This is a genomic window from Pseudomonas mangrovi, from assembly GCF_003052585.1.
GTDB classification, from domain to species: domain Bacteria; phylum Pseudomonadota; class Gammaproteobacteria; order Pseudomonadales; family Pseudomonadaceae; genus Aquipseudomonas; species Aquipseudomonas mangrovi.
On record NZ_QASN01000017.1, the window covers coordinates 241,061 to 267,283 of the forward strand.

Annotated in this window: 27 protein-coding genes; 12 read left to right on the plus strand and 15 right to left on the minus strand. The window is 64.0% G+C overall.

Features of this window, described 5'->3' with window-relative positions; all coding sequences use genetic code 11:
• Positions 1 to 168: 168 nt before the first annotated feature.
• The gene (locus DBO85_RS10050; RefSeq protein ID WP_108107128.1) at positions 169 to 1,584 is read left to right on the plus strand and encodes a DASH family cryptochrome; all 1,416 of its coding nucleotides are present in this window, start codon (positions 169 to 171) and stop codon (positions 1,582 to 1,584) included.
• A 33-nt stretch (positions 1,585 to 1,617) separates the two neighbouring features.
• On the opposite strand, the gene DBO85_RS10055 is transcribed toward DBO85_RS10050, so the two are convergent.
• The 4 genes from DBO85_RS10055 to DBO85_RS10070 form a co-directional block, all read right to left on the minus strand.
• Entirely contained in the window at positions 1,618 to 3,435 is a 1,818-nt protein-coding gene (locus DBO85_RS10055; protein ID WP_108107129.1) for a GGDEF domain-containing protein, read from the minus strand.
• Positions 3,432 to 4,310, minus strand: a complete 879-nt coding sequence (locus tag DBO85_RS10060; RefSeq protein ID WP_108107130.1) for an endonuclease/exonuclease/phosphatase family protein — start codon at positions 4,308 to 4,310, stop codon at positions 3,432 to 3,434. The genes DBO85_RS10055 and DBO85_RS10060 overlap by 4 nt, the downstream gene beginning before the upstream one ends.
• Before the next feature lie 10 nt (positions 4,311 to 4,320).
• Positions 4,321 to 4,989 carry a thiol:disulfide interchange protein DsbA/DsbL gene (locus tag DBO85_RS10065; RefSeq protein ID WP_108107131.1) on the minus strand — a complete coding sequence of 223 codons (669 nt, stop codon included), beginning with the start codon at positions 4,987 to 4,989 and terminating at the stop codon, positions 4,321 to 4,323.
• A gap of 138 nt (positions 4,990 to 5,127) precedes the next feature.
• Positions 5,128 to 5,760, minus strand: a complete 633-nt coding sequence (locus tag DBO85_RS10070; RefSeq protein ID WP_108107132.1) for a c-type cytochrome — start codon at positions 5,758 to 5,760, stop codon at positions 5,128 to 5,130.
• Positions 5,761 to 6,070: 310 nt separating this feature from the next.
• On the opposite strand from DBO85_RS10070, the gene yihA reads away from it, so the two are divergent.
• Positions 6,071 to 6,706, plus strand: coding sequence for a ribosome biogenesis GTP-binding protein YihA/YsxC (gene yihA, locus DBO85_RS10075; RefSeq protein WP_108107133.1), 636 nt, complete (start codon positions 6,071 to 6,073; stop codon positions 6,704 to 6,706).
• A 230-nt stretch (positions 6,707 to 6,936) separates the two neighbouring features.
• Here the strand turns inward: yihA and polA are convergent, their stop codons facing one another.
• A complete protein-coding gene (gene polA, locus DBO85_RS10080) occupies positions 6,937 to 9,738 on the minus strand; it encodes a DNA polymerase I (RefSeq protein ID WP_108107134.1) in 2,802 nt (933 codons plus the stop codon).
• Between the two features lie 72 nt (positions 9,739 to 9,810).
• Between polA and DBO85_RS10085 the strand changes: the two genes are divergently transcribed.
• Positions 9,811 to 10,095, plus strand: coding sequence for a DUF2782 domain-containing protein (locus DBO85_RS10085; protein ID WP_108107135.1), 285 nt, complete (start codon positions 9,811 to 9,813; stop codon positions 10,093 to 10,095).
• 35 nt (positions 10,096 to 10,130) lie between these two features.
• Positions 10,131 to 11,096, plus strand: coding sequence for a homoserine kinase (locus DBO85_RS10090; RefSeq protein WP_108107136.1), 966 nt, complete (start codon positions 10,131 to 10,133; stop codon positions 11,094 to 11,096).
• 13 nt (positions 11,097 to 11,109) lie between these two features.
• On the opposite strand, the gene DBO85_RS10095 is transcribed toward DBO85_RS10090, so the two are convergent.
• Entirely contained in the window at positions 11,110 to 12,033 is a 924-nt protein-coding gene (locus DBO85_RS10095; protein ID WP_233356590.1) for a zinc ABC transporter substrate-binding protein, read from the minus strand.
• Between the two features lie 63 nt (positions 12,034 to 12,096).
• Between DBO85_RS10095 and zur the strand changes: the two genes are divergently transcribed.
• The 7 genes from zur to DBO85_RS10130 all read left to right on the plus strand — a co-directional run bounded on the left by zur (position 12,097) and on the right by DBO85_RS10130 (position 17,615).
• Positions 12,097 to 12,597, plus strand: a complete 501-nt coding sequence (zur, locus tag DBO85_RS10100; RefSeq protein WP_108107303.1) for a zinc uptake transcriptional repressor Zur — start codon at positions 12,097 to 12,099, stop codon at positions 12,595 to 12,597.
• Positions 12,594 to 13,385 carry a zinc ABC transporter ATP-binding protein ZnuC gene (gene znuC / locus DBO85_RS10105; RefSeq protein ID WP_108107137.1) on the plus strand — a complete coding sequence of 264 codons (792 nt, stop codon included), beginning with the start codon at positions 12,594 to 12,596 and terminating at the stop codon, positions 13,383 to 13,385. The genes zur and znuC overlap by 4 nt, the downstream gene beginning before the upstream one ends.
• Entirely contained in the window at positions 13,385 to 14,173 is a 789-nt protein-coding gene (gene znuB / locus DBO85_RS10110) for a zinc ABC transporter permease subunit ZnuB (RefSeq protein WP_108107138.1), read from the plus strand. Before znuC ends, znuB begins: the two co-directional genes overlap by 1 nt.
• A 151-nt stretch (positions 14,174 to 14,324) precedes the next feature.
• The gene (locus DBO85_RS10115) at positions 14,325 to 15,047 is read left to right on the plus strand and encodes a hypothetical protein (RefSeq protein ID WP_325051550.1); all 723 of its coding nucleotides are present in this window, start codon (positions 14,325 to 14,327) and stop codon (positions 15,045 to 15,047) included.
• Positions 15,048 to 15,143: 96 nt separating this feature from the next.
• The gene (locus DBO85_RS10120; protein ID WP_108107140.1) at positions 15,144 to 16,151 is read left to right on the plus strand and encodes a methionine ABC transporter ATP-binding protein; all 1,008 of its coding nucleotides are present in this window, start codon (positions 15,144 to 15,146) and stop codon (positions 16,149 to 16,151) included.
• Entirely contained in the window at positions 16,148 to 16,816 is a 669-nt protein-coding gene (locus DBO85_RS10125) for a methionine ABC transporter permease (protein WP_108107141.1), read from the plus strand. Before DBO85_RS10120 ends, DBO85_RS10125 begins: the two co-directional genes overlap by 4 nt.
• Before the next feature lie 28 nt (positions 16,817 to 16,844).
• Complete coding sequence (locus DBO85_RS10130; protein ID WP_108107142.1) at positions 16,845 to 17,615, plus strand: MetQ/NlpA family ABC transporter substrate-binding protein; 771 nt, start codon at positions 16,845 to 16,847, stop codon at positions 17,613 to 17,615.
• Between the two features lie 7 nt (positions 17,616 to 17,622).
• On the opposite strand, the gene DBO85_RS10135 is transcribed toward DBO85_RS10130, so the two are convergent.
• Genes DBO85_RS10135 through DBO85_RS10155 form a run of 5 tightly spaced genes read right to left on the minus strand, consistent with a single transcriptional unit; the run spans position 17,623 to position 21,513 of the window.
• On the minus strand, positions 17,623 to 18,255 hold the full coding sequence (locus tag DBO85_RS10135; protein WP_108107143.1) for an SCO family protein: 633 nt from the start codon (positions 18,253 to 18,255) through the stop codon (positions 17,623 to 17,625).
• Positions 18,252 to 19,151 (minus strand): heme o synthase, encoded by a 900-nt coding sequence (cyoE, locus tag DBO85_RS10140; RefSeq protein ID WP_108107144.1) that lies wholly within the window; start codon positions 19,149 to 19,151, stop codon positions 18,252 to 18,254. The genes DBO85_RS10135 and cyoE overlap by 4 nt, the downstream gene beginning before the upstream one ends.
• A gap of 15 nt (positions 19,152 to 19,166) precedes the next feature.
• Positions 19,167 to 20,216 carry a COX15/CtaA family protein gene (locus DBO85_RS10145; protein WP_108107145.1) on the minus strand — a complete coding sequence of 350 codons (1,050 nt, stop codon included), beginning with the start codon at positions 20,214 to 20,216 and terminating at the stop codon, positions 19,167 to 19,169.
• 15 nt (positions 20,217 to 20,231) lie between these two features.
• Complete coding sequence (locus tag DBO85_RS10150) at positions 20,232 to 20,804, minus strand: hypothetical protein (protein WP_108107305.1); 573 nt, start codon at positions 20,802 to 20,804, stop codon at positions 20,232 to 20,234.
• Positions 20,779 to 21,513 carry an SURF1 family protein gene (locus DBO85_RS10155; protein WP_108107146.1) on the minus strand — a complete coding sequence of 245 codons (735 nt, stop codon included), beginning with the start codon at positions 21,511 to 21,513 and terminating at the stop codon, positions 20,779 to 20,781. The genes DBO85_RS10150 and DBO85_RS10155 overlap by 26 nt, the downstream gene beginning before the upstream one ends.
• Before the next feature lie 114 nt (positions 21,514 to 21,627).
• On the opposite strand from DBO85_RS10155, the gene DBO85_RS10160 reads away from it, so the two are divergent.
• Positions 21,628 to 21,831, plus strand: coding sequence for a twin transmembrane helix small protein (locus DBO85_RS10160; RefSeq protein WP_108107147.1), 204 nt, complete (start codon positions 21,628 to 21,630; stop codon positions 21,829 to 21,831).
• A 5-nt stretch (positions 21,832 to 21,836) separates the two neighbouring features.
• On the opposite strand, the gene DBO85_RS10165 is transcribed toward DBO85_RS10160, so the two are convergent.
• Genes DBO85_RS10165 through coxB form a run of 4 tightly spaced genes read right to left on the minus strand, consistent with a single transcriptional unit; the run spans position 21,837 to position 26,040 of the window.
• A complete protein-coding gene (locus tag DBO85_RS10165; RefSeq protein ID WP_108107148.1) occupies positions 21,837 to 22,724 on the minus strand; it encodes a cytochrome c oxidase subunit 3 in 888 nt (295 codons plus the stop codon).
• 10 nt (positions 22,725 to 22,734) lie between these two features.
• Positions 22,735 to 23,283 (minus strand): cytochrome c oxidase assembly protein, encoded by a 549-nt coding sequence (locus DBO85_RS10170; protein ID WP_108107306.1) that lies wholly within the window; start codon positions 23,281 to 23,283, stop codon positions 22,735 to 22,737.
• Complete coding sequence (gene ctaD / locus DBO85_RS10175) at positions 23,276 to 24,904, minus strand: cytochrome c oxidase subunit I (protein ID WP_108107149.1); 1,629 nt, start codon at positions 24,902 to 24,904, stop codon at positions 23,276 to 23,278. The genes DBO85_RS10170 and ctaD overlap by 8 nt, the downstream gene beginning before the upstream one ends.
• Before the next feature lie 11 nt (positions 24,905 to 24,915).
• Complete coding sequence (coxB, locus tag DBO85_RS10180; RefSeq protein ID WP_108107150.1) at positions 24,916 to 26,040, minus strand: cytochrome c oxidase subunit II; 1,125 nt, start codon at positions 26,038 to 26,040, stop codon at positions 24,916 to 24,918.
• Positions 26,041 to 26,223 lie beyond the last annotated feature (183 nt).

Below are 26,223 nucleotides of genomic sequence, written 5' to 3' on the forward strand. Positions count from 1 at the left end.
GGGCGCAGCTCCAGTGGGCGGCCGGCAAGAATAGCGCAGCTCGGCTGGGTGTCCCGACAGCCGTCTGCATACGGATTATTTCCGCAGCGGCTCTAACACCGGTATGAACGGCTGATCGCAAACGCAATCCAATCCTATGCTCAGCACGATGATCGAGAGGATGCTGCCATGCGCTGCCTGCTGTGGTTAAAGAACGATCTGCGACTGGAGGACAATCCAGCGCTCCTGGCCTGCCTCGACGCCCGCTGTCTGTTGCCGGTCTACGTCATCGACCCCGCCCGATTCGAACCCGGCGCCCTCGGTAGCCGCCCACTCGGCGTCCACCGTGCCCGCCTGCTGCTGGAAAGCCTCGCCGCGCTCGACAGCGCCCTGCGTCACCATGGCAGTCGTCTGCTGGTGGTCCAGGCCGCCGCCGAGGAGGCCATCCCGCGTCTGGTCGAGCACCTCGATCTGCAGAGCGTGATCACCAGCGAGGAAATCTCTCCCGAGGAACGCGCAACCGTCGAAGCGGTTCGTCAGCGCCTGGGTTGCACCCCGCTGCGGGAAACCGCCGGCAACGAGCTGTTTCATCCTGACGAGCTGCCGTGGGCAATCGCCGAAAGCCCGGCGGTGTTCAGCCGATTCCGCACCGACATCGCGCAGCGTCATGCCGTATTCCAGGCCAAGCTCGCGCCAAATCGTCTGCCGGCGCTGCCGGAGAATTGCGCGCATCTGTTCGAGGCCATTCCCAGCCTCTCCCAGCTCGGACTGGGCGAACCGCTGGCAGCGCCCAACAGTGCCTTTCCCTACTCGGGTGGCGAGGCGGCCGCGCACGCCCGGCTCCGCGACTATTTCTGGGAAGGTCTGGAGTTGCGCGACTATCAGGCGACCCGCAACAACTTTGTCGGTACCGGATATTCCTCAAAGCTGTCGCCCTGGTTGGCTAACGGCTGTCTCTCGGTACGCCGAGTAGCGTCCGAGCTACGTCGCCACGAAGCGCAACACGGCGCCAACGATTCGACCAGGGCACTGTGGGACGCGCTGCTCTGGCGCGAGTTCTTCCGCACGCTGATGCGCCGCCACGGCACGGCGCTGTATCGCCACGCGGGTCTCAACGCTACCCAGCAAGCGCCCACCCAGACTGACGAGCGCTTCGCGCACTGGTGCGTGGGCCGCACCGGCCTGCCCCTGGTGGACGCCTGCATGCGTGAGCTGTCGGCGACCGGCTACCTGTCGAGTCGTGGCCGCCAGGTCGCCGCAGCCTATCTGATCAGCGAGCTGCAACAGGACTGGCGACATGGCGCCGCCTGGTTCGAGGAGCACCTGATCGATCACGAGGCCGCAAGCAATTGGGGCAACTGGAACTGCATCGCCAGCCTGTGCAGTAACCCGCTGCAGGAGAACCCCTTCAACGCGCTACGCATGGCACGGCGCTTCGACCCGGATGCGTTCTACGTCAGTCTCTGGCTGCCCGAGCTGCAACGGGTTCCGCAGGCGCTACGACACACGCCGTTCCTCTACCAGCAGGGCGACGGCAGCAGCTACCCGCTGCTGGCGAGCATTCCGCCCAGCTGGCAGCCCTACATGCCGACAGTCGCGGCCTAGAACGGCAGCTGAATACAAGCGCGACGGCGGCGCTCAACCGAGCTGAATGCGGTTGCGCCCGTCGCGCTTGGCCTTGTACAAGGCCTGGTCGGCGCGCTCGAAGACACTTTCCGCGGTCTCTTTTTCGGTGAAGGCACACAGCCCGATCGAGATGGTGATGGTCACCCGCTCACCCTTGAAATGGAACGGGCAGGCTTCGATCGCCAGCCGCAAGCTGTCCATCAGCTGCTGCCCACCTTCCAGCGGCGTCGAAGGCAGCAGCACGACAAACTCCTCGCCGCCGAAACGCGCGATGAAATCCGTCTTGCGCAGGCGCCGCGCCAGCTCGGTGGCAATCAGCTTGAGTACCTTGTCTCCGGCCAGGTGGCCATAGTCGTCGTTGATCCGCTTGAACAGATCGACATCCAGCACCGCCATCAGCAGCTCACCGCCGTAGCGCTGCCAGCGTGCGACCTCAAGCTCCAGCCGCTCCGCCCAGGCCGCGCGATTGGGCAGCCCGGTGAGTGCATCGATCAGGGCCTTTTGCCGCTGGACTTCCAGATGCTCATGGAAATTGCGTGCTTCCTGCTCCATGCTTTCGACCTTGGCTACCAGTGCCTGCAGTCTTTCGGCGACTTCCTGCTCGCGCGTCTCGCGCTGCCGACGATACTGCTCCATGGTCCCCAGCAGGCCGTCCAGCCGGCCTTCCACGGCACTCTTCAGACCGTCCAGATCGACCGCTTCAAGGACACAACTCTGCAGGCCGCCAACCTGCTCGCGCAATTCATCGTCCAGCCGGCGCGCTTCATCGAGAGACTCGGCATGACCGACGTTGGCCGTTCGCAGGCTCTCCTGAAACACCGCCAGGCGCTCGTTGAGCTGTTTAAGATAACCTTCGAACTCGTGCACGCCGCGGGTGGCTACCGCCTGCACCAGCACCGCAAGATCATCCAGAACGGTGACCAGTTCATACAGGTTCAAACCATGGCTGATGCGTTCGCGCAGGCTCTCGACCTGCGGCTGGTGCTGCGCCGGGATTTCCAACCCTTCAAGCAGACCCAGCAGGGTTTTTTCGATGTGATCTGCAATCGCGCCATAGCCCGGGTCGCGATTCGCAGGCAGATCAAAGCCCTCGTCCACCGCGTTGACCTTCTGTCCGGCGGTGAGAATGTCCGACGGCAGCGGCAGGCTGTCGAGCATCGAGGTGGCTGGCGGCAGCGACCGCGCAACGGCGGCGGGCGTAGTCGGAGGAGGCGGAGTCGGGCTGGAAGCGAGCGCTGGAGGTGGTGCGGGCAACTCGGCTGGATTGCTCGCGGCGACTTGATCATCTGCGCTCGCCTGTGCCACCTGCTCGCGCCCTCCGAACAGGCGTTCGAGCAGCCCCCGACGATCGTTCTGCGGTGTCTCCAGCGCGCCCAGTGCCTGGCTCTGCAAATCACTGAGCTCGGCGAGAACCAGCGGCAGCTCCAGAGGCCGCTCCAGGCGCTCGGCGAGAGAGCGAGCCAGCCGCCGGAGGGGTTTGCGCAACTCGCTCGGCAACGGCAGCTGGATCAGCTGCTGCACCAGCGCGGCCAGTGCGGAAGAGATCTGCTGGAGACGCTCCTGACGCCGCTGTTCGGCGTCAAGCAGGGTCTTCTCCAGCCGCGGGATAAGGATGCCGAGACCTGCAGCCATGTCATCGGTACGGACGACCTCGCGCAGCTCGCGCATACAGGTATCCACCGCCTTGTCGGTACCTTCGGCAGCCAGTGAACTACGCACCAGCCCGCGGCGCATGAGGTCGACACGCGTCTTCCAGCGCTGCTCCAGGCTTTCCTGCTCTTCCAGGCTCTTGAGGTATTTTTCCTTCCAGCGCTGCGATTCGTCGCTCATGGCACTGCTTCATCGGACGGGTTGATGGGAACCAGCAGCCGGTCCTGACCGAGCGTCCCGGGCAGGCGGATATCCACCGCCACCGGCAGGTGGTCGGAAATGGGCTGTGCGAGCACCGCAACTCTCTCCAGAGTCAGTTGCGAACTGAGCAAGATATGGTCCAGGCAGCGCTGCGGCCGCCAGCTGGGAAAGGTGGCCTCGATCTGCGGTGCAACCAGCCCCAGATCACGCAGCGGCGAGTGCTCGAGCAGATCGTTGGCATGGGTATTCATGTCGCCCATCAGCACCTGGTGCTTGTAGCCACCGATCAGCTCACGGATGTACGCCAGCTGGCGCGAGCGGGTGCGCGCGCCCAGTGAAAGGTGCATCACCACCACCACCAGTGCTTCCTCTCCCTCGCCCAGGCGCAGCAGGATGGCACCTCGACCCGGCGGTCCCGGTAGCGGGTGGTCTTCGAGCAGCGTCGGACGAAGGCGACTGAGCAAGCCGTTGCTGTGCTGGGCGAATCGACCGAGGTTGCGGTTGAGCTGCTGGTACCAGTACGGGAAATCGCCCAGCTGCGCGAGATGCTCGACCTGATTGACGTAGCCGGAACGCAGACTGCCGCCATCGACTTCCTGCAGCGCAACCAGATCGAAGTCGCCAAGCAAGCGACCGATCCGCTGCAGGTTGTCCGCGCGTCCGGAGTGGGGCAGCAAATGCTGCCAGCTGCGAGTCAGGTAGTGGTGATAGCGCTGAGTACTGATACCGACCTGAATGTTGAAGCTGAGCAGCCGCAGAAGATTGTCATCGGTGGCGTATCCGCGCACCGCACAGTCCTCCGCGCTGCGCTCGCGCAGCCCAGCGTTGTGTTGGGCACTCCGCCGCCGCAGCATGGCTGCCGGTCTACTGCGTAGCGCGCTCTTTCTTGATCAGGAAGTCGGCAATCTGGAGCATCTGCTCGAAGCCACCAGCCTTCTGCAGTTCGATCCGGTACTTGCCGTTGACCACCAGTTCAGGCACGCCGGTAATCTGATAGCTGCGCACCAGCTTGTCGGCCTTGGCCAGCCGGTTGCGCACGGCGAACGAGTCGTAGGTCTTGAGGAACAGCGCCTTGTCCACGCCCTGTTCGGCGACGAAGTCCGCCAACTGCTCGGGGGTAGGCAGCGTGACCTGGCGACCATCGCGAGCCGGCGTGACACGCGGATCCTTCTTCTCATGAATGCCGGCGAAGACCGCTTCATGCACCTTGGCCTCGACCTTGAGCACTTCCAGGGTGGAGTACAGGCGCGCGTGCAGGTTCAGCACTTCATTGAACTGGGCGGGAACCTGGACGAAATGTACATCTTCGGGAAGCTTTTCAGCCCAGGGCTTGAGCACGCCCTCGAACATGTTGCAGGCCGGGCAGCCATACCAGAACACCTCGACCACCTCGATCTTGCCCGGAACCGACACCGGCTGGGCGGTGCGTAGCTCGGTGTATTGCTTGCCAGCCTGGAAGTCTTCGGCAGCCATGGCAGGAACGCCGAACAGAGCAGTCAGTGCCAGACCGGCACCGAGAAACAGATTGCGCATGCTGTACTCCTTGAAAATTGACGCCACCTGGGGCCGCCGTTGGAGCGGCTGCAAAGCGGTACGTTCAACCATTGTAATGGCGCCAGAAAAGAAAAAGGGCGGCCGCAGCCACCCTTTTTCATTCGCTTCAGGTCGCTGTCAATGCAGACCCTGAATGTAGCTGGAGAGTGCCTCGATGTCCTTGTTGCTCAGCTTGGCAGCAATCGAGCGCATGATCATGCCCTCGCCATCGTTGTACCGATTACCCTCGCGGAAGTCGGTCAGCTGCTTGGCGGTATAGGCTGCATGCTGCCCACCCAGCTGCGGGAATTTCGCACCGTCATTGCCGCTGCCGGTCGGGGAATGGCAGCCGGTGCAGGCCGGCATACCTTCGGCCAGCTTGCCGCCACGGTAGAGCGCTTCGCCACGAGCGACCAGAGCAGGATCGGCGGCGCCAACCGACATCTTCTGTCCGGCGTAGAACGCGGAGATATCTTCCAGGTCCTGATCGGTCAGGCCGTCGAGCAGGCCGGTCATTTCCGGCACCTTGCGTCCTACCGTCGCATCAGCACCAGCAGCGGTGCCGGCCTTGATGTCCTGCAGCTGCTTGAGCAGGTACTTCTCACCCTGTCCGGCGAGCTTCGGAAAATTGGGCGCCATGCTGTTGCCATCGGCACCGTGGCAGGCACCACAGATGGCAACCTTGCCTTCACCGGCGGCGGCATCGCCCGCGGCATGAGCAAGACCGGAGATGCCCAGGGTCAACAGCAGACTCACGAGTACTTTGTTCATCAGCTAATCCAATAACGGCTAGGGAAATTTACCGGGGCCCGAAGCGGCGCAACGGCCCTTCCGACACCTCTCGTTCTCGCTGGGGTCCATCGGTGCACTGCCCGACCGGATCCATGCCATGCGCCATTCAGCGTCATAAGTTCTACGCGGCCGCCCCGGCACTAAGCCGCGGGAAGCCAACGGTACAGCGGTGCGAAGCACCCGTGAACAGGAACAAAGCGCACACAAAATCTGCGGCATTATATACTCACGCCGCTCAAACGGAAACGAAACCGCCTCCTGCGACACCGCGTCGCACTCCTGGATTGCCATGTCTACCAAGAACCCGATCCTCGGTCTGTGCCAACAGGCCCGCTTCCTCATTAGCGCTGCAAAGGTCGACCAGTGCCCGCCTGACGAAGGCCTGGAAGTCGCTTTCGCCGGCCGCTCCAACGCCGGCAAGTCAAGCGCGCTGAACACCCTCACGCATGCCAATCTGGCGCGCACCTCGAAGACTCCGGGACGCACCCAACTGCTCAACTTCTTCGAGCTGGACGAGCAGCGCCGGCTGGTCGACCTTCCCGGCTACGGCTACGCCAAGGTTCCGATCCCGCTAAAGCTGCACTGGCAACAGCACCTCGAGGCCTATCTGAGCAGCCGGGAAAGCCTCGCCGGACTGATGCTGATGATGGACATCCGTCACCCGCTGACCGAGTTCGACCGAATGATGCTCGACTGGTCGCAGGCCAGCGGTATGCCCATGCACATTCTGCTGACCAAGGCCGACAAGCTCGCCTTCGGTGCCGCCAAGAACGCGCTGCTCAAGGTTCGCCAGGAAATCTTCCGTGAGTGGGGAGATAGCGTCAGTCTTCAGCTGTTTTCCGCGCCCAAAAGACAAGGCACCGATGAAGCGCTGCAGGTGCTGGCCCACTGGCTGCAGCTGGGAGAGCCGGAAGAGGCCGCCTGAACGAGGCCACTTTTCGCGAAGCAAAAAAAACCCCGAACTTCATATGGGGAGGGAGAAGTTCGGGGTTCAAGGTCTGAACCGCTAGGGCGGGGCTCAGATGTCTGCCAACACTTAACACAACAAAGGAGCATCGAACGGCCTCTCAGCCATTCGTAAGCTCTGACCGGGCCCCATCTGCGAAAGTTCATGCCCTGCGCAAAAATTTTCAGTAAGAGCCCAAAATTGTCGCTTTAGTGGGCTTCGTCCCAATTGTCTCCCACACCGACATCCACCAGCAGCGGCACGTCCAGCTCCGCCGCCGCGCTCATCAGCCGCTTCAGTTCAGCACTCACCTCGGCGACCCGATCCTCGCGCACTTCCAGCACCAGTTCGTCGTGCACCTGGAGGATGACCTTGGCGTCCAGTCCGGACCTCGTCAGCCAACTGTCCACCGCTACCATCGCGCGCTTCATGATGTCCGCGGCGGTGCCCTGCATCGGCGCGTTGATCGCCGTACGCTCGGCGCCCTTGCGCAGCGACGGGTTCTTCGCGTGGATATCCGGCAGGTAGAGACGCCGGCCGAACAGTGTTTCGACATAACCCTGAGCTGCCGCCTGCTCGCGGGTACGCTCCATGTACGCCAGCACGCCGGGGTAGCGGGCGAAATAGCGATCGATATAGGCCTGCGACTGCTTGCGATCAACGCCGATCTGCTTGGCCAGACCAAAAGCGCTCATGCCATAGATCAGACCGAAGTTGATTGCCTTGGCGCTGCGCCGTTGATCGCCGCTCACCGCATCCAGCTCTACGCCGAACACTTCGGCGGCAGTCGCACGGTGAACATCGCGATCATGACGGAAGGCATCCAGCAGTCCCTCGTCCTGAGCCAGGTGCGCCATGATCCGCAGCTCGATCTGCGAGTAGTCCGCCGCGACCAGCTTGTAGCCCGCGGGGGCGATGAAGGCCTGGCGAATTCGCCGTCCCTCGGCAGTACGGATGGGGATGTTCTGCAGGTTCGGATCGGAGGAGGAGAGGCGACCGGTCGCGGTGACCGCCTGGTGATAGCTGGTGTGGATGCGACCGGTGCGCGGGTTGATCTGCTCCGGCAGGCGGTCGGTGTAGGTGCTCTTGAGCTTGCTCAGGCTGCGGTACTGCATCAGCACCTTGGGCAACTCGTAATCCTGCTCGGCCAGCTCGGCGAGCACCGCTTCGGCGGTGGAGGCTTGGCCAGTGGCGGTCTTGCTGATGACCGGCAGGCCAAGTTTCTCGTAAAGGATAGCGCCTAGCTGCTTGGGCGAGCCGAGATTGAACTCCTCGCCGGCGATGGCGAACGCCTGGCGCTCCAGCTCGACCAGCCGCTCGCCGAGTTCGACACTGTGCTGACCGAGCAGCTTGGCATCGACCAGCGCGCCCTGACGCTCGATCCGCGCCAGCACCGGCACCAGCGGCATCTCGATTTCCTGCAGCACCCTGGCCAGCGTCGGCGTCTCCTGCAGCCTGGCCCACAGCGTCTGATGCAGGCGCAGGGTGATATCGGCATCTTCGGCCGCGTAGGGTCCGGCCTGCTCCAGTGCGATCTGGTCGAAGGTCAGCTGCTTGGCGCCCTTGCCGGCAATGTCCTCGAAACGGATGGTGCCGTGATCGAGATACCTCAACGCCAGGCTGTCCATGTCGTGACGGGTGGCGGTGGAGTCCAGTACGTAGGATTCGAGCATGGTGTCGAAGGCCACGCCCTGCACCATGATCGGCGTCGATGCATGGGCCAGCACGTTCATGTCGTACTTGGCATGCTGGCCAACCTTGGCCTTGGCCGGGTCTTCAAGAATCGGCCGCAGCGCGGCCAGCACCGCATCGCGGTCCAGTTGCTCCGGCACACCCATGTAACTGTGCGCGAGCGGCACATAGGCCGCCTCGTGGGGACTGACCGAGAAGGACACCCCGACGACCTGCGCCTGCTGCGGGTCCAGACTGGTGGTCTCGGTATCGAAGGCAATGACCTCGGCCACGCGCAACTTCTCCAGCCAGGCGTCGAAACGCTGCTGATCGAGCACCGTCTCATAGGCAGTATCGGTTGCCACCGACTCGACGGCCGGCGCGTCAGCACTGGCCGGCGCAGCCTCGTCAAACAGGCCCGGCGCCGCCGGCCGCAGCGCGGCCTTGGCCGGCGCCTTGCCCGCCTGGCGCTGCAGCTCGTCCAGCCAGCCGCGGAACTCCAGTTCGCTGTACAGAGCCACCAGTGCCTCGCGATCCGGCTCGCCGGGATGCAGATCGTCAACGGCGATATCCAGCTCAAGATCGATCTTGATGGTCGCCAGCTGGTAGGACAGATAGGCCATGTCCTTGTGCTCGATGAGCTTGGCCGGCAGGGTCTTGGCGCCCCTGATCGGCAGTTCGGGCACCTTGTCGAGATTGGCGTAGAGCACATCCAGCCCACCACCGACGCCAACCAGCAGACCCAGCGCGGTCTTCTCGCCGACGCCAGGCACACCGGGAATGTTGTCGACCTTGTCGCCCATCAGCGCCAGGTAGTCGATGATCAGCTCCGGGCCGACACCAAACTTCTGCCGCACGCCTTCGATGTCGTAGACGCTGCCGGTCATGGTGTTCACCAGGGTCACGTGCTGGCAGACCAGCTGTGCCATGTCCTTGTCGCCGGTGGAGATCACCACGTCCCGCCCCTGTGCTGCGCACTGCCGGGCCAGGGTGCCGATCACGTCGTCGGCCTCGACGCCCTCCACGCACAGCAGCGGGTAACCCAGCGCCCGCACGCTGGCATGCAGCGGCTCGACCTGGCCGCGCAGCTCTTCCGGCATCGGCGGTCGATTGGCCTTGTACTCGGCGAACATGGCATCGCGGAAAGTCCCGCCCTTGGCATCGAACACCACTGCGAAGGGGCTGTCCGGATACTGCTTGCGCAGGCTCTTGAGCATGTTCAGGACGCCCTTCACCGCACCGGTCTGCTGCCCTTTGGAGGTGGCCAGCGGCGGTAGCGCGTGGAAGGCACGGTAAAGGTAGGAAGATCCGTCCACCAGGACGAGAGGCGCTTGGCTCATGCGGGATTGACCTTGTGGCTGCGATCCGGCGCTACAATGCCGAGAGTCGATGAAAATGGAGCCAAGGTTATCATGCGCACACTTACCTCTCTGCTGCTGGCTGGCCTGCTGGCTTCCACTCCTCTTGCGGCGATTGCCGAAGAGCCGCTGACCGGCGACCCTGACGTGACCATCCGCCAGGACGGCGACAAGACCATCGAGGAGTACCGGGTCAACGGCCTGCTCTACGCTGTAAAAGTCATCCCGAAGGTCGGCAAGCCGTACTTCCTGGTGCGGGTCCAGGGCAACGACGGCAACTTCGTTCGCTCCGACCAACCGGACATGCTGATTCCAGCATGGGAAATCTTCAAATGGTGACAACCGCGGGCTGATCGCCCACCAGGAGCCGCGCAATGTCGGTGTTCACCCCTCTGCAACGTGCCGAGCTGGAAACCTTCCTGGAGCCTTACCGGCTGGGGCGCCTGCACGCGTTCGAAGGCATTCTCGGCGGTAGCGAGAACAGCAACTTCTTCGTCAGCCTGGATGCCGGCGAGTACGTCCTTACCCTGGTCGAGCGCGGCACGCGAGAGCGCATGGAATTCGTCGTCGATCTGCTCGAGCGGCTGCGTCATGCCGGGTTGCCGGTGCCTTACGCGGTCGCCGAGGAAGACGGTATCCGCCTGCGCGAGCTGGCCGAGAAACCCGCATTGCTGCAACCGCGCCTGCCTGGAAGCCACATCGCCCAGCCCAATGCTCACCATTGCGAAGAGCTGGGCCGGCTGCTGGCCAGGCTGCACCTGGCTACCCGCGACGACCCGCTGATGCATGCCAGTGATCGCGGTCTGCAATGGATGATCGACGAAGGTTCGCTAATGGCTCTGGAACTCGACGGAGCCGACCTGGAGCTGCTGCGCGGGGCGATCACCGAGACGGCCATGCTGCAGGATGCGTTTGATGAGCTGCCTTCCGCGAACCTGCACGCCGACATGTTCCGGGACAACGTGCTGTTCGACGGGACGCACCTGAGCGGCGTCATCGACTTTCACAACGCCTGCAGCGGCCCGATGCTCTACGACCTGGCAATTGCTGCCAACGACTGGTGCTCGAACCTCGACGGCAGCCTCGACCTGCCGCGGCTACGCGCCCTGCTGGGTGCCTATGCCGCAGTGAGGCCCTTTTCCCGGCAGGAGGCGGAGCATTGGCCGTCGTTGCTGCGCATTGCCTGCTTGCGTTTCTGGCTGTCACGTCTGATAGCGGTCAAGGCAGCACCGATCGCCGCGGAAGACGGGCATCAGGTACTGCTCAAGGACCCCAACGAATTTCGCCGGCGACTGGCGGCGCGGCAGCAAGTGGAACCCACCCTGCCCTTCGCATTCTGAGTGCAGCGAGGGCTCAGGCGCCGTCCGCATCCAGCGAGGAAAGGCAATCGCTGAGCCCAGCGGCAAGATTTTCCAGCAGACGCTCGTAAGCCTGTGCATCCAGCGGCAGATCAGCGCCCATCGCATCCAGCTCGGCCAGCCGCACCGGCAATCCGGCGCTCAGGGTCTCGGCAAGACGCGGCCGCAGCGGCGGCTCACTGAACACGCAGCTGGGGCCGGCCTTGCTCAGCCGCTCGCGCATCTGCGCCACATGGCGCGCGCCCGGCTGGACGTCGCCCTGCACGCTGAAAACCCCGGCATGCTTCAGGCCGTAGGCCGCCTCGAAGTAGTCGTATGCCTCATGGAAGACGAAGTACGGCTTGCCGCGCAGCGGTACGAGACGCTCGGCCAGACGAGCGTCGAGCGCATCAAGGCGCTCGCTGAAGGCCGCCAGATTGCTCTGGTAGCGGCCGGCGTTGGCCGGGTCGGCCTGAGCCAGGTCCTGCGCCATGCGCGCGGCGATCAGTCTGGCGTTGTGCGGCAGCAGCCACAGATGGGCATCCAGGCTGCCCGGACGATGGGCGTGATCATGCTGGTCGTGCGCGTGGTCATGTTCGGCATGATCTTCACCGAAATGGCGCAATTGCAGACCTTCCAGCGACTGCAGCGCCAGGCTCGGTCCCTTGCGCCCCTGCAGCACGCGCGGCAGGAAGGTTTCCAGATCCGGCCCTACCCAGTAGAGCAGCTGCGCCTCACGTACACGCCGCACATCGGAAGGACGCAACGCATAGTGATGCGGCGAAGCGGCACCGGGCAGCAACACCGTCGGCGTGCCGACGCCGTCCTGAACCGCTGCGGCAATCAACTGCAGCGGGCGGATGCTGACCAGCAGCTGAACTTCCGCACGCGAAGGCAGGGAACAGAGAAGAAGGATCAGAACAGCGAAGAGACGGACCACAAGACAACACCACGACGGAACAAAGTAATAGAATAACGTCTCTTGCCGAGGACGTCGCCGCCCATGCTCAAGCCGATCACCCACAAGCCGCCACTGGCATGCCTGCCGCATGATCACTCGCGCTGCGTCAGCGGCGCCCTGGCTGAAGCCGAGGCGCTCTGCGCGCGCGACGGCGTCCGCCTGACGGCGCTGCGCAAGCGCGTCCTGGAGCTGGTCTGGCAGAGCCACAAGCCGCTGGGTGCCTACGACATCCTCGCCGTACTGAGCGAAGAGGACGGCCGCCGCGCAGCGCCCCCCACCGTCTACCGCGCTCTCGACTTCCTCCTGGAAAACGGTCTGGTGCATCGCATCGCCTCGCTCAATGCCTTCATCGGCTGCACCCATCCGGAGCACGCCCACCAGGGACAGTTCCTGATCTGCCGCAGCTGCCATGCCGCCATCGAACTGGAACAGCCGAAGATCAGCAGCGCCATCGTCGCCGGCGCGGCGGAGGTGGGCTTCAGCGTCGAGAGCCAGACCGTCGAGGTGGTCGGTCTTTGCACCCAGTGCAGGAAGGTCGCGTGAGTCAGACACTGATTCGGGTCGAGGATGTCAGCGTCAGCTTCGCCGGCAAGCCCACCCTGCAGAATGTCAGCCTGGCCCTGGAGCCCGGGCAGATCGTCACGCTGATCGGCCCCAATGGCGCGGGCAAGACGACTCTGGTGCGCACCGTGCTGGGCCTGCTCGAGCCGCAGCAAGGCTCGGTCTGGCGCCGGCCCCGCCTGCGCATCGGCTATATGCCGCAGAAGCTGCAGGTCGATCCGACCCTGCCGCTCAGCGTGCTGCGCTTCCTGCGCCTGGTTCCCGGCGTGGACCGCGCCATGGCGATCTCCGCGCTGGCCGAGGTGGGCGCAGCCCAGGTGCTGGACACCCCGCTGCAGCAGGTCTCCGGAGGTGAGCTGCAGCGCGTCCTGCTGGCCCGCGCGTTGCTGCGCCAGCCACAGTTGCTGGTGCTCGACGAACCGGTACAGGGTGTCGACGTATCCGGCCAGGCGGAACTCTATCGACTGATTTCACAGTTGCGCGACCGTCTTGGCTGCGCCGTGCTGATGGTCTCTCACGATCTGCATCTGGTGATGAGCGCGACCGATCAGGTGATCTGCCTGAACCAGCATGTGTGCTGCTCCGGCCATCCGGAACAGGTCAGCGGCGATCCGGCCTTCCTCGAACTGTTCGGCCAGGATGCTCGCAGCCTGGCGGTCTACCACCATCACCACGATCACGCTCACGATCTGCACGGCGCGGTAATCGAGCAACCGGCGCTGACGATCCACGGCCCTGCGCACGTCCACGGCCCGAGTTGCAAACACTGATGCCTGACTTCCTGATCAACGCACTTCTCGCCGGCCTGGCCCTGGCCGTGGTCGCCGGTCCGCTGGGCTCCTTCGTGGTCTGGCGGCGCATGGCCTATTTTGGCGACACCCTGGCCCACGCCGCACTGCTCGGCGTGGCGCTCGGTCTGATCCTGGATGTCAGCCCGATACTCGCGGTGACCGTCGGCTGCGTGCTGCTGGCGTTGCTGCTGGTAACCCTGCAGCAACGCCAGCCGCTGGCCTCCGACACCCTGCTCGGGATACTCGCCCACAGCACCCTGTCACTCGGCCTGGTGGTGCTGAGCTTCATGCAGGACGTGCGCATCGATCTGATGAGCTACCTGTTCGGCGATCTGCTGGCGGTGGGCTTCACCGATCTGGTCTGGATTCTCGCCGGCAGCGCGCTGGTGCTGCTGATGCTGGTGCCGCTGTGGCGACCGCTGCTGGCGATCACCGTGCATGAGGAGCTGGCAAGGGTCGAGGGTCTGCCGGTCGCCGGCATTCGCCTGGCGCTGATGCTGCTGATCGCGGTGGTGATTGCGGTGGCGATGAAGATCGTCGGCGTGTTGCTGATCACCTCGCTGCTGATCATTCCCGCTGCAGCTGCCCAGCGGCATGCACGTACCCCGGAGCAGATGGCCGCGGGCGCCAGCCTGCTGGGGATGATCGCGGTTGGTGGCGGGCTGACACTGTCCTGGTTCGAAGACACCCCCGCTGGTCCGTCAATCGTGGTTTCCGCTGCTGCGCTATTCCTGCTGAGCTTTGTGATGCCTAGACGCGCGGTGTAGACTTGCGCGTTTTTTGCGCAATTCGAGACCTGCAGAAATGATGTCGTTCGCCTCCCGTTGCCTCCCCGTTCTGGTCTTTTCGCTGCTGTTGTCTGCCTGTCAGACCGCCCCGGTGCCCTATCAGGCACCCGTCGATGAGAGCATCGCAACCATGCGTCTGCTCGATCAGGATCTGGCCGCAGGTCGCCTGGATCAGGCCGAAGAGCGCCTGAATACGCTACAACAGCGCAACTCCACCGACACCCGCCTGGAGTCCTATCAGCGGCAATTGGCCGACGCGTACATGGCCCAAGGCACCGCTGCGCTGCAGGGCGGCAATCTGGATAAGGCCACCCAATCCCTGGCCAAGGCCCGCAGCCTGATGCCCCATGCGCCGGCGTTGACCAGCGGTCTTGACGACGCCATCGCCAATGCCCGCCGCCGGCAGATCGATCGCGCCGAAAGGCAGCGCCAGCAAGCCAGCGCTGAGGAAGCCGAGCGTCAGGAGCAACTGCGCCAGCAACAGCTGCTGGCCGCGCGCCAGGCTGCCGGCCTGCAGGCGGAACAGGCAGCGGCGACAAGAACTCCAGTCGCGCGCCAGCCACAACGCGCTCAACTGATCGACCCCAGGGCCGCCAGCAGCGTAATCAACCTGCCGATGCTCGACAGCCAGGACAACGACGCCCTGCGCAATCTCATGGACTATGTCGCTCGCGACGTGGTGGCCTACAACTGTTCGGTACGCATCGAAGTGCGCCAGGCGAAGGATTTCCCCTGGGTCGCGGCGCTGCTCTCGGCGCGGGTGAAGCGCCTCGATCCCGGCTTCAGCCCGAGCATGATTCAATCGCTCAAGCCCGATCAGCCGCCGCGCCTGGTGCTGACACCGGCGCGCTGACCGGGCGCTACTCGAAACCACCAGGCTCGGACGCAGGAGCGATCCACCAGAATCGCCACCAGTCGCCCCGGCCCACGTACCCAAAAGGTTCGTCACGTGATCGAATTTGAAGACGTCTACAAGACCTACCGCGCCGCAGGCCGCGAAATCGCCGCGCTACAGCCCACCGACCTGAACATTCGGGCCGGCGAGGTGTTCGGTCTGATCGGCCACTCGGGCGCCGGAAAGAGCACCCTGCTGCGTCTGATCAACCGCCTGGAAGAGCCAAGCGGCGGGCGCATACGGGTCGACGGCGAAGACGTCACGGCTCTCGACGACGCCGGCCTGCGACGCTTTCGGCGCCAGGTCGGCATGATCTTCCAGCACTTCAATCTGCTGTCCTCGCGGACGGTCGCGGAGAATGTGGCGATGCCGCTGCAGCTGGCCGGCGAGTCGAGTCGTGCGCAGATAGACGCGCGAGTTGCCGAGCTGCTGGCGCGGGTCGGCCTTGAGGCGCACGCCAAGAGCTATCCGGCACAACTGTCCGGCGGCCAGAAACAGCGTGTCGGCATCGCCCGCGCCCTGGCCACCCAGCCGAAGATCCTGCTTTGCGACGAAGCCACCAGCGCCCTCGACCCGCAGACCACCGCCCAGGTGCTCGACCTGCTGGCGCGGATCAACCGCGAGCTCAACCTGACCATAGTGCTGATCACCCACGAGATGGACGTGATCCGCCGGGTATGCGACCGGGTTGCCGTGCTCGATGGCGGCAGCGTGGTCGAGCAGGGCCCGGTTAGCGACGTGTTTCTGCATCCGCAGCATCCGACCACGCGACGTTTCGTTCGCGAGGCCGAGCATGTCGATGAGGGCGAACAGAACGACGATTTCCAGCACGTCGAGGGCCGTATCGTGCGCCTGACCTTCAAGGGCGAGGCGACCTACGCGCCGTTGCTCGGTCGAATCGCCCGCGAGAGCGGCATCGACTACAGCATCCTCGCCGGGCGCATCGACCGCATCCGCGAGATGCCCTACGGCCAGCTGACCCTGGCGCTGCAGGGCGGCGACCAGACGCTGGCGTTGCAACGTCTTGAGGAAGCCGAAGTAACGCTGGAGGTGCTGCGATGATCGAAGAGCTGATGCCCAACGTCTACTGGCCGGAAATCTGGGAAGCCAGCCTCGACACCCTGCTGATGCTCGGTGGCTCGATGCTCTTCACCGTCATCCTCGGCCTGCCGCTGGGCGTGCTGTTGTTTCTCAGCGGGCAGAGCGACCGACCAGCCCAGCGCACCCTCTACAACGCCATCTCGCTGCTGGTGAACATCGTGCGTTCGCTGCCTTTCATCATCCTGTTGATTCTGATGATGCCGTTGACCGGTTTGCTGATGGGCACCAAGGTCGGTCTCGCCGGCACCATTCCGCCACTGGTTGCGGGCGCCACGCCGTTCTTCGCGCGCCTGGTGGAGACCGCGCTGCGCGAAGTCGACCGCGGCATCATCGAGGCGACCCAGGCGATGGGCGCGACCACGTCGCAGATCATCTTCCGCGCCCTGCTGCCGGAGGCCCGCCCGGGGCTCTGGGCGGCGGCGACCGTCACTGCCATTACCCTGGTGTCCTACACTGCGATGGCCGGTCTGGTCGGTGGTGGCGGCCTCGGCGACCTGGCCGTGCGCTACGGCTATCACCGCTATCAGCCAGACGTCATGTGGCTCACCGTCATCCTGCTGCTAGTGCTGGTGCAGCTGCTGCAGATGTCCGGCGACCGGCTGGTGGCGCGCTTCTCGCACAAATGAACAGGGCATCGCCCAAAGGAGCTCACTGATGAAGAAAATGCTCGGCCTGCTGGCCTCGCTGGTCGCTCTCGGCGTCCAGGCGCAGACCCTCGAAGTCGCCGCCACCCCGGTTCCGCATGCGGAGATCCTCGAATTCGTGAAACCGCAGCTGGCCGCAGCCGGGATCGAGCTCAAGGTGCGGGTATTCACCGACTACGTGCAGCCGAACGTGCAGGTGGCCGAAGGCAACCTCGACGCCAACTTCTTCCAGCACCAGCCCTATCTGGACGACTTCAACGCCGCGCGTCAGGCTGAGCTGGTGAGCGTCGCCAACGTGCATATCGAGCCATTCGGCGCCTACTCCCAGCGTATCGACAGCCTGGAAAAGCTGCCTGAAGGCGCGCACGTCGCCATTCCCAACGACCCCACCAACGGCGGTCGTGCCCTGCTCCTGCTGCAGCACGCGGGAGTGATCAGCCTGCATGAGGGCGCCGGCACCACTGCCTCGCGCCGTGACATCGCCGACAATCCGAAGAAGATCCGCATCCGCGAGCTGGAAGCCGCGATCCTGCCGCGGCTGCTCGATCAGGTCGACCTGGCGTTGATCAACACCAACTATGCGCTGGAAGCGGACCTGGACCCGGCCAAGGATGCGCTGGTGATCGAGGGTGCGGAGTCGCCTTACGTGAACATCCTGGTCACTCGCCAGGACAAGCGCGACGATCCGGCGCTGCAGAAACTGGTAGAGGCGCTGAAGAGCGAGGAACTGCGCGCCTTCATTCTGGAGAAGTACAAAGGTGCAGTACTGCCCGCGTTCTGATCTGCGCTCAGGGCCGGGTCAGGAGCTGCGCCAGTTGTGCCTGCAGCTTCTGCACCCGCAGCGGCGAGCGGATAAAGCCGCGCTGCTCGCCCGAGGGATCGAGTAGCGCCAGGTTGCCGCTGTGGTCGACGGTGTAGTTTTCCTGGCTGCTGTCGCCGGGGATGTAGGGAATTCCCAGCGCATTGGCAGCCTCCTGGATCTGCGCAGGCTCGCCGGTCAGCCCGATGAAACCGGCATCGAAGTAGCCCAGGTACTGCTTGAGCTGCGCTGGCGTATCGCGATGCGGATCGACGCTGACCATCACCACACGCAACTGCTCCCGTGCTTCGGCGGGCAAGTCGCCATGCAGCTGACGCAACTCGGCCAGCGTGGTCGGACAGATGTCCGGGCAGAAGGTGTAGCCGAAGAACACCAGCGTCCATTTCCCTTTCAGTTCATCCAGACGCTGCGGTTGGCCCTCCTGATCGGTCAGCTGCAGCGCCGGCATGCTGCGCGATTTCTGCAGCATGACAATGCCCGCATCCAGCAGCTCCGCCGGGTCAGCCTCACCCTTGCCGTTGAGCACCTTGTTTACCGTGAGTCCCAGTACAAGGGCGACACAGGCGATGAGGACGAAGACAGTCTTCTGGATTGAGGTCATGGAATGAACAGCAGGTAGTGGTCGACGAGCAGCGCGATGAACAGCAGAAACAGGTACCAGATACTGTACTTGAAGGTATTGATCGCAGCGTGCGGCTTGGCGTCACGGTACAGCACCCAGGCCCAGTGCAGGAAGCGCCCGCCGAGCAGCAGTGCAGCCGCGAGATAGAGCAGCCCGCTCATGTGGATGGCGAACGGCAGCAGGCTGACGGCCAGCAGCATGAAGGTGTACAGTAGGATGTGTACCTTGGTGTAGTGCTCGCCATGTGTCACCGGCAGCATCGGGATGTCCGCCTTGGCGTACTCCTCCTTGCGGTGGATCGCTAGCGCCCAGAAGTGCGGCGGTGTCCAGGCGAAGATGATCAGCACCAGCAACAGCGGCTCTGCCGACAGATGCCCGGTGACCGCAACCCAGCCGAGCAGCGGCGGCGCCGCGCCCGCCAGGCCGCCGATGACGATGTTCTGCGGTGTCGCACGCTTGAGGAAACCGGTGTAGATCACCGCGTAACCGAGCAGCGAGGCCAGGGTCAGCCAGGCCGCCAGCTCGTTGGTAAAGGTCAGCAACAGGGCCATTCCGGCCAGCGCCAGCACCAGCGCGAAGACCAGCGCCGCCACCGGCGAAACCCGCCCGGCCGTCACCGGACGCTTGTAGGTGCGCGCCATGATCGCGTCGATGCGCCGGTCCACCACGTGATTGACCGCCGCCGCCGCGCCGGCACAGAACGCGATGCCGAGATTGCCGAACAGCAGAACCGTCCAGGGCACCCCCGCGCGGGTGGCGAGAAACATGCCGACCAGCGAAGTGATCAGCATCAGCAGCACCACCCGCGGCTTGGTCAACTCCAGGTAGTCGCGCCAGCTGGCCGGCGCGGTACGCGCTTGAGTCGCAGTCGTCATGCTCTTCTCCTCGCTTCAGCCGCGGCTTGGTTGACCGGAAAGCGTCCAGTCGGCCTCGCCCGCAGTGGGTAGGGGTACGCGCAGGGCAGGCCTGCGCAGGCGATAGTTGATCAGTACAAGAACCAGCAACAGGGCAGCGCCGCCAGCGTTGTGCGCCACCGCCACCGCCAGCGGCAGATGCAGCAGCACATTGCTCAGGCCCAGACCGATCTGCAGCGCCAGCGCCGCCAGCAGTAGCCCGGCAAGGCGCGGCAGTCGGTTGCGCCAGAGCTGCCAGGCAAGCAGCAGCAGAACGGCACAGACCAGCAGTGCGCCCAGACGATGGCTCATGTGAATCGCGGTGCGCGCCTCGCCATAGAGCTGGCCGCCCAGATAGTTGGGGCCGACATGCTGGGCCAGATTGAAGCCACTGGCGAAGTCCATCTCCGGCCACCACTCACCATGGCAGGTCGGCAGATCGGTACAGGCGACCGCAGCGTAGTTGGCGCTGACCCAGCCTCCCAGCGCGATCTGGCCGATCACCAGCAGCAGTCCGACCCGCGCGACGACTCGAAGCACACGCGGCACCGCCGCCATCGCCGGAACCCGCCCGGAGAGGCGCACGCTCAGCAGGAACAGCAGTGACAGGGTCGCGAAGCCGCCGAGAAGGTGTGCGCTGACTATCTGCGGCCAGAGCTTGAGGGTCACCGTCCACATGCCGAAGGCTGCCTGGATGATGACAATTGCCAGCAACGCCAGCGGCAACTTCAAGGGTTGGCCAGGCTCGCGACGGCGGCGCAGTGCCTGCACGGCGAGGCCGAGAATGACCAGGCCCAACGCGCCAGCGAAGTAGCGATGAACCATCTCGTTCCAGCCCTTGATCACCTCCAGCGGCGCGTCTGGGAAACGCTCGGCCGCCAGCACCTGCTTGTGTTCGCTCATCGGCACACCGAGGAAGCCGTAGCAACCAGGCCAGTCGGGACAGCCCAGGCCGGCATGGGTAAGCCGGGTGTAGGCGCCCAGCAGCACCACCACTACGGCCAGCACCGTGGCGAACAGTGCCAGGCGAAATCCGGGTCGACTCATCGATAGCTCTCCTGTTCAGCCGATGCGCGACAGTTTCAGCAGCAGCTGCAGATCCTTGAGAATCGCGCGGCCGCTGGCGCTGACGTCGTAGCGCAGGACCAGATTGCCCAGCGGATCGACGATCCACAGCGCAGGCGTATCGCCTTCGGCCTCGCTGCGATAGGCCTGGGTGTCCAGCAGGTAACGCCCCAACTGCGGGTATTCGCGTTGCAGAGTCGCCTCATAGTCGTCAGCCAACGGCTCGCTGATCGCCAGGGCATGGCTGGCGCGGGCGGTTTCGCGGTTCAGTCCGATCTGGATCTGTCGAGCCAGGTAGACCAACTGACGGCAATCCTCGGCACAGGTCCGCGGCGCGGTCACCAACAGCTGCCAACGCTTCTCGTCGGCCTGCACCCCGAGATCGCCACGGGTGCTGCCGTCACCGATCAGCTCGCCATGATAGGTACGCGTTTCCGGCACCCAGAAACGCCACTGGTACATCGCACTGGCGAGCACCATAGGGCCGAGGACGATCGCCAGGAGCGCCAGCAGCAGCCAGCGGCCGCGCCGCGAAGGTGGCGCGTCATTCACGCTCAGGGCCGGATTCATCATTGTTGTTCTCCCGTGCGTTGTGAATTCCGAGGTAGATGAACAGACAGAGCAGGGCGATCGCCAAGGCGAACCACTGCAGGGCATAACCAAGGTGCTTTTCAGGTGCCATCGAGACCACCGGCCAGTCCGCCTGCAACGCAGCAGGACCGGGCTCCAGACGCAGCTCGTAGGCCAGTCCGCTGCGCTGCAGCTGGGCCCAGAGGCGCTCCGGCTCGACCTGGGTCACCAGTCGCGGCCACCCTGCGTCAATCCGCTCCGGCTGCAGACGCAGCGGCTTGCCCAACGGCACCTGGACCCAGGCATACAGACTCACCAGACCTTCAGGAGTGCTGAACACCGGTCGACTGCGTCGGTCCGGCCAGGGCTGCCAGCCGCGATTGACCAGTAGCCAGCGGCTGCTCGGCTCGTCGAAGAACGGCTGCAACAACTCGACGCCGACCTGGCCATTGCGTGTGCGATTGTCCAGCAGCAGGCTGTGCGTAGGATCGAAGCGCCCCTGGATGTGCACCCGGCGATAGGCCATGTCGGCCTCGTTCAGCAGCGTGTCCACATCGACCGGTGCGGCTTCGCGGCGGGTTTCGAACAGTTCGGTAAGAGCGCGTTTCTCGTCAGCGCGGGTGAGCTGCCAGTAGCCAAGCCAGAGCAGGCAGGGAAACAGTACCAACACCACCAGCGAAGGCATCCAGCCCGGACGAAAGCGGCTCATGGGTGCCCCGCCAACGAATGCCGAAGCTCGCGCACCGCTATCGTCCTGCCGCTGCGCGCGGCCGTCGTGCGCCTGCCTATACTGCATTGCATCCACATCCCCCGGAGTCACCCCATGCTGAAACTGGCGATCGTCCTCTTGCTGCTGGCCATGTGCGCCAGCCTGTTCAGCGGCCTGTTCTTCCTGGTCAGGGACGAAGGCCGTTCTGCACGCCTGGCCAATTCACTCACGTTGCGCGTGGTCCTCGCCGGCCTGATCGTTGCCCTTCTCGTCTGGGGCTTCCACTCAGGTCAGCTGCTGATTCCCGGCGCTGCCTGAGCCGCTCAGAGTACGTAGACGAAGACGAACAACATCAGCCAGACCACATCGACGAAGTGCCAATACCAGGCCGCCGCCTCGAAGCCGAAATGCTGCTCGCCGGTGAAGTGCCCGCGCAGAACCCGTACCAACATGACCGTGAGGATCAGCGCACCAATGGTGACGTGGGCGCCGTGAAAGCCGGTGAGCATGAAGAAGGTCGCGCCATAGATGCCCGAACCCAGGGTCAGCCCCAGCTCGGTGTAGGCATGTATGTATTCCTCGATCTGCAGCACCAGGAAGGCGGCACCCAGCAGCACGGTGAGTGCCAGCCAGAGTTTCAGCGGGCCGCGCTTGTCCTTGCGCAGGGCGTGGTGGGCGAAGGTCAGGGTGAAGCTCGAGGTCACCAGCAGGATGGTATTGATCAGCGGCAGACCCCAGGCGCTGATGACGCCGCTGGGCGCGGGGAACTGCTTGGGATCGGGCGTATCGAGCATCGGCCAGGTGTACTCGAAGCCCGGCCAGAGCATGTTGGCGATGCCCTTGTCGCCTTCGCCGCCGAGCCAGGGGCCGGCCCAGTAGCGGATGTAGAAGAGCGCGCCGAAGAAGGCGGTGAAGAACATCACTTCCGAGAAAATGAACCAGGTCATACCCCAGCGGAAGGAGCGGTCCATCTGTGGACTGTAGAGTCCGGTGCGGCTTTCCTTGACCACGTTGCCGAACCAGCCGAACAGCATGTAGGCGACGAACAGCGCGCCGACGAAGAAGATCAGCGGTCCGCTCGACTCGTCGCGGCCGGCCTTGAGATCGTTGAGCCAGCTGCCGAGCCCGTAGAAGGTGATCAGCAGGCCGAGGGTGGCGATGATCGGCCACTTGCTCTGGGCGGGAACGTAGTACTGCTCGTGGTTTGTCATTTTTATCTCCTTACCGGCCAGCCAGTTCGGCCGGCGGTGTACGCGCAGTGATATCGAACAGGGTGTAGGCCAAGGTCAGATGGTGTACATCCTTGGGCAGATCGCGGTCGACGATGAAGCGCACCGGCATCTCGATGGTCTCTCCCGGCTGCAGCACCTGCTGGGTGAAACAGAAGCACTCGGTCTTGTGGAAGTACGCGGCAGCCCGGGCCGGCGCCACGCTGGGCACCGCCTGGGCGCTCATCGGCTGGTCGGTCGGGTTATGGGCGATGAAAAGCATTTCCATGCTCGCGCCGGGATGCACTTCCATCTCGTCGCTCATCGGCTCGAAGCGCCAGACCATGCCGGCGGCGTTGGTCGAGAGAAACTGCACGCGCACGCTGCGCGCTTCGTCCACCACCTGAGCGCCGCCGTAAGCGCCGGCAGTCTTGCCGTTGATGCCGAACGCCTGGCACATCACCTCGTAGAGCGGCACCAGGGCGAAACCGAAGCCGAACATCAGCACCACCAGCAACAGCAGGTAGCGCACCAGCCGCGCGGTGGAAATGGACTCAGCCATGCGACGGACCTGCACGATGTTCGTGCTCATCGGTCATGTCCGGCGGAGTACTGAAGGTGTGATAAGGCGCCGGCGACGGCACGCTCCACTCCAGCCCTTCGGCGCCATCCCAGGGTTTGGCCGATGCCGGACGACCGCCGAGGATGCACTTGATGACGATGAACAGGAACAACAGCTGGGTGACCCCGAACATGAAGGCACCGATGCTGGAGACCATGTTGAAGTTGGCGAACATCATGTTGTAGTCGGGAATACGCCGCGGCATGCCAGCCAGGCCGACAAAGTGCATCGGGAAGAACGCCAGGTTCATGCCGACGAAGCTCATCCAGAAATGCAGCTTGGCCAGGGTCTCGTCGTACATGTGGCCGGTCCACTTCGGCAGCCAGTAATAGGCCGAGGCGAAGATGCCGAAGATCGCACCGGGCACCAGCACGTAGTGGAAGTGCGCCACCACGAAGTAGGTGTCGTGGTACTGGAAGTCCGCCGGAGCGATCGCCAGCATCAGCCCGGAGAAGCCGCCGATGGTGAACAGGATGACGAAGGCCACCGAGAACAGCATCGGTGCCTCGAAGGTCATCGAACCCTGCCACATGGTGCTGACCCAGTTGAACACCTTCACCCCGGTCGGCACCGCGATCAGCATGGTCGCGTACATGAAGAACAATTCGCCGGTCAGCGGGATGCCGACGGTGAACATGTGGTGCGCCCAGACGATGAACGAGAGGAAGGCAATCGCCGCGGTGGCGTAGACCATCGAGGTGTAGCCGAACAGCGGCTTGCGACTGAAGGCCGGAATGATCGCGCTGACCGCACCGAAGGCGGGCAGGATCATGATGTACACCTCGGGGTGACCGAAGAACCAGAACACATGCTGGAACAGCACCGGATCACCACCACCAGCGGCGCTGAAGAAGCTGGTACCGAAGTGGATATCCATCAGCATCATGGTCACCACCCCGGCCAGCACCGGCATTACCGCGATCAGCAGGAAGCCGGTGATCAGCCAAGTCCAGACGAACAGCGGCATCTTCATCAGCGTCATGCCGGGGGCACGCAGGTTGAGGATGGTAGCGACCACGTTGATCGCCCCCATGATCGAACTGATGCCCATCAGGTGGACGGCAAGAATGAAGAAGGTCACCGACTCCGGTGCATAGGTGGTCGACAGCGGCGCATAGAAGGTCCAGCCGAAGTTCGGACCGCCCCCCTCCATGAACAGCGTGCTGACCAGCAGACCGAACGCCGCCGGCAGCAGCCAGAAGCTGAAGTTGTTCATCCGCGGCAGGGCCATGTCCGGCGCGCCGATCATCAGCGGGATCATCCAGTTGGCCAGGCCGACGAACGCCGGCATCACCGCACCGAAGACCATGATCAGGCCGTGCATGGTGGTCATCTGGTTGAAGAACTCCGGCTGCACGATCTGCAGGCCCGGCTGGAACAGCTCGGCGCGGATGACCATGGCCATCGAGCCGCCGAGCAGGAACATGGCAAAGCTGAACCACAGGTACATCGAGCCGATGTCCTTGTGGTTGGTCGTCAGCAGCCAGCGTGACAGGCCCTTGGCAGGGCCGTGGTGATGGTCATGCCCGGTCGCGGCATGCGAATCGATCACTGCACTCATCTCGCCCTCTCCTATTCCTGAGCCTGCTTGAAGGTCAACACGTCTTTGGGGGTGACCATGTCACCGACGTTGTTGCCCCATGCGTTGCGTTCGTAGGTGATGATCGCGGCGATGTCGACTTCGGACAGCTGCTTGCCGAACGCCGCCATGGCGGTTCCGGGCTTGCCGTTGACCACGATACCGATGTGTTCGGCGACTGGCCCTACGGCGATCGGCGACCCCTTGAGGGCCGGGAACATCGGCGGCAGGCCTTCGCCTCCAGCCATGTGGCAGGCGGCGCAGGCGGTCTGATAGGCCTTCTCGCCACGCGCCATCAGCTCTTCCATCGTCCAGTCCTTGCTGGTCAGCTCCTTCAGCGCCAGCGCCTGTTCCTTGCGCTCGGCCAGCCAGACGGCGAAGTCTTCCTTGCTCTTGACCTCGACCACCACCGGCATGAAGCCATGATCCTTGCCGCACAGCTCGGTGCACTGGCCGCGGTAGATGCCCGGTTCGTCGATACGCGTCCAGGATTCGTTGACGAACCCGGGAATGGCGTCCTTCTTCACCGCCAGCGCCGGCACCGCCCAGGAATGGATGACGTCGGCAGCGGTGATCAGGAAGCGCACCTTGGTGCCGACCGGGATCACCAGCGGTTCGTCGACTTCGAGCAGGTAGTGCTCTCCCTTGGGCGCGCGGTTGTCGATCTGCGCCCGCGGTGTAGCCAGGTTGCTGAAGAACTCGACATCCTGGCCCAGGTATTTGTAGTGCCACTTCCACTGGTAGCCGGTGACCTGGATATCCAGTTCCGGCTCGGAGGTGTCGTAGATATGGATCAGCGTGCGCGTAGCCGGGACCGCCATGCCGATCAGAATCAGCAACGGAATCACCGTCCAGAGAATTTCGACGCGAGTGTTTTCGTGGAAGTGGGCCGGTTTCTGTCCGGTCGAGCGACGATGCATCAGCATCGACCAGAACATCACGCCGAACACCAGGACGCCTATGACTACACAGATCCAGAAGATCGTCATGTGCAGATCGAAGACCGTCCGACTGACTTCCGTGACGCCCGGCGTCATGTTGACCGTCCAGTCGGCGTGCACGGCGCCGGCCATCAGCCACAGAAGGATGCCCATCCAGACACGTGGATGTCGCTGCATTGCGGGTTCCCCTTATCTTTCTTGTTATCCCGCCGGCTATGCCTGCGGCCAAGGGAGCGGCTGCCGATAATGCTGGCCGTCTGCCGAAACCCTGAACCTGCCACAGCAGTCCGGTTCCATCAGGTAACGCCTATCGCTTTCGGAGTAGTGCTTGCCTATCGCCTGGGCAGTATAGACAGCCCG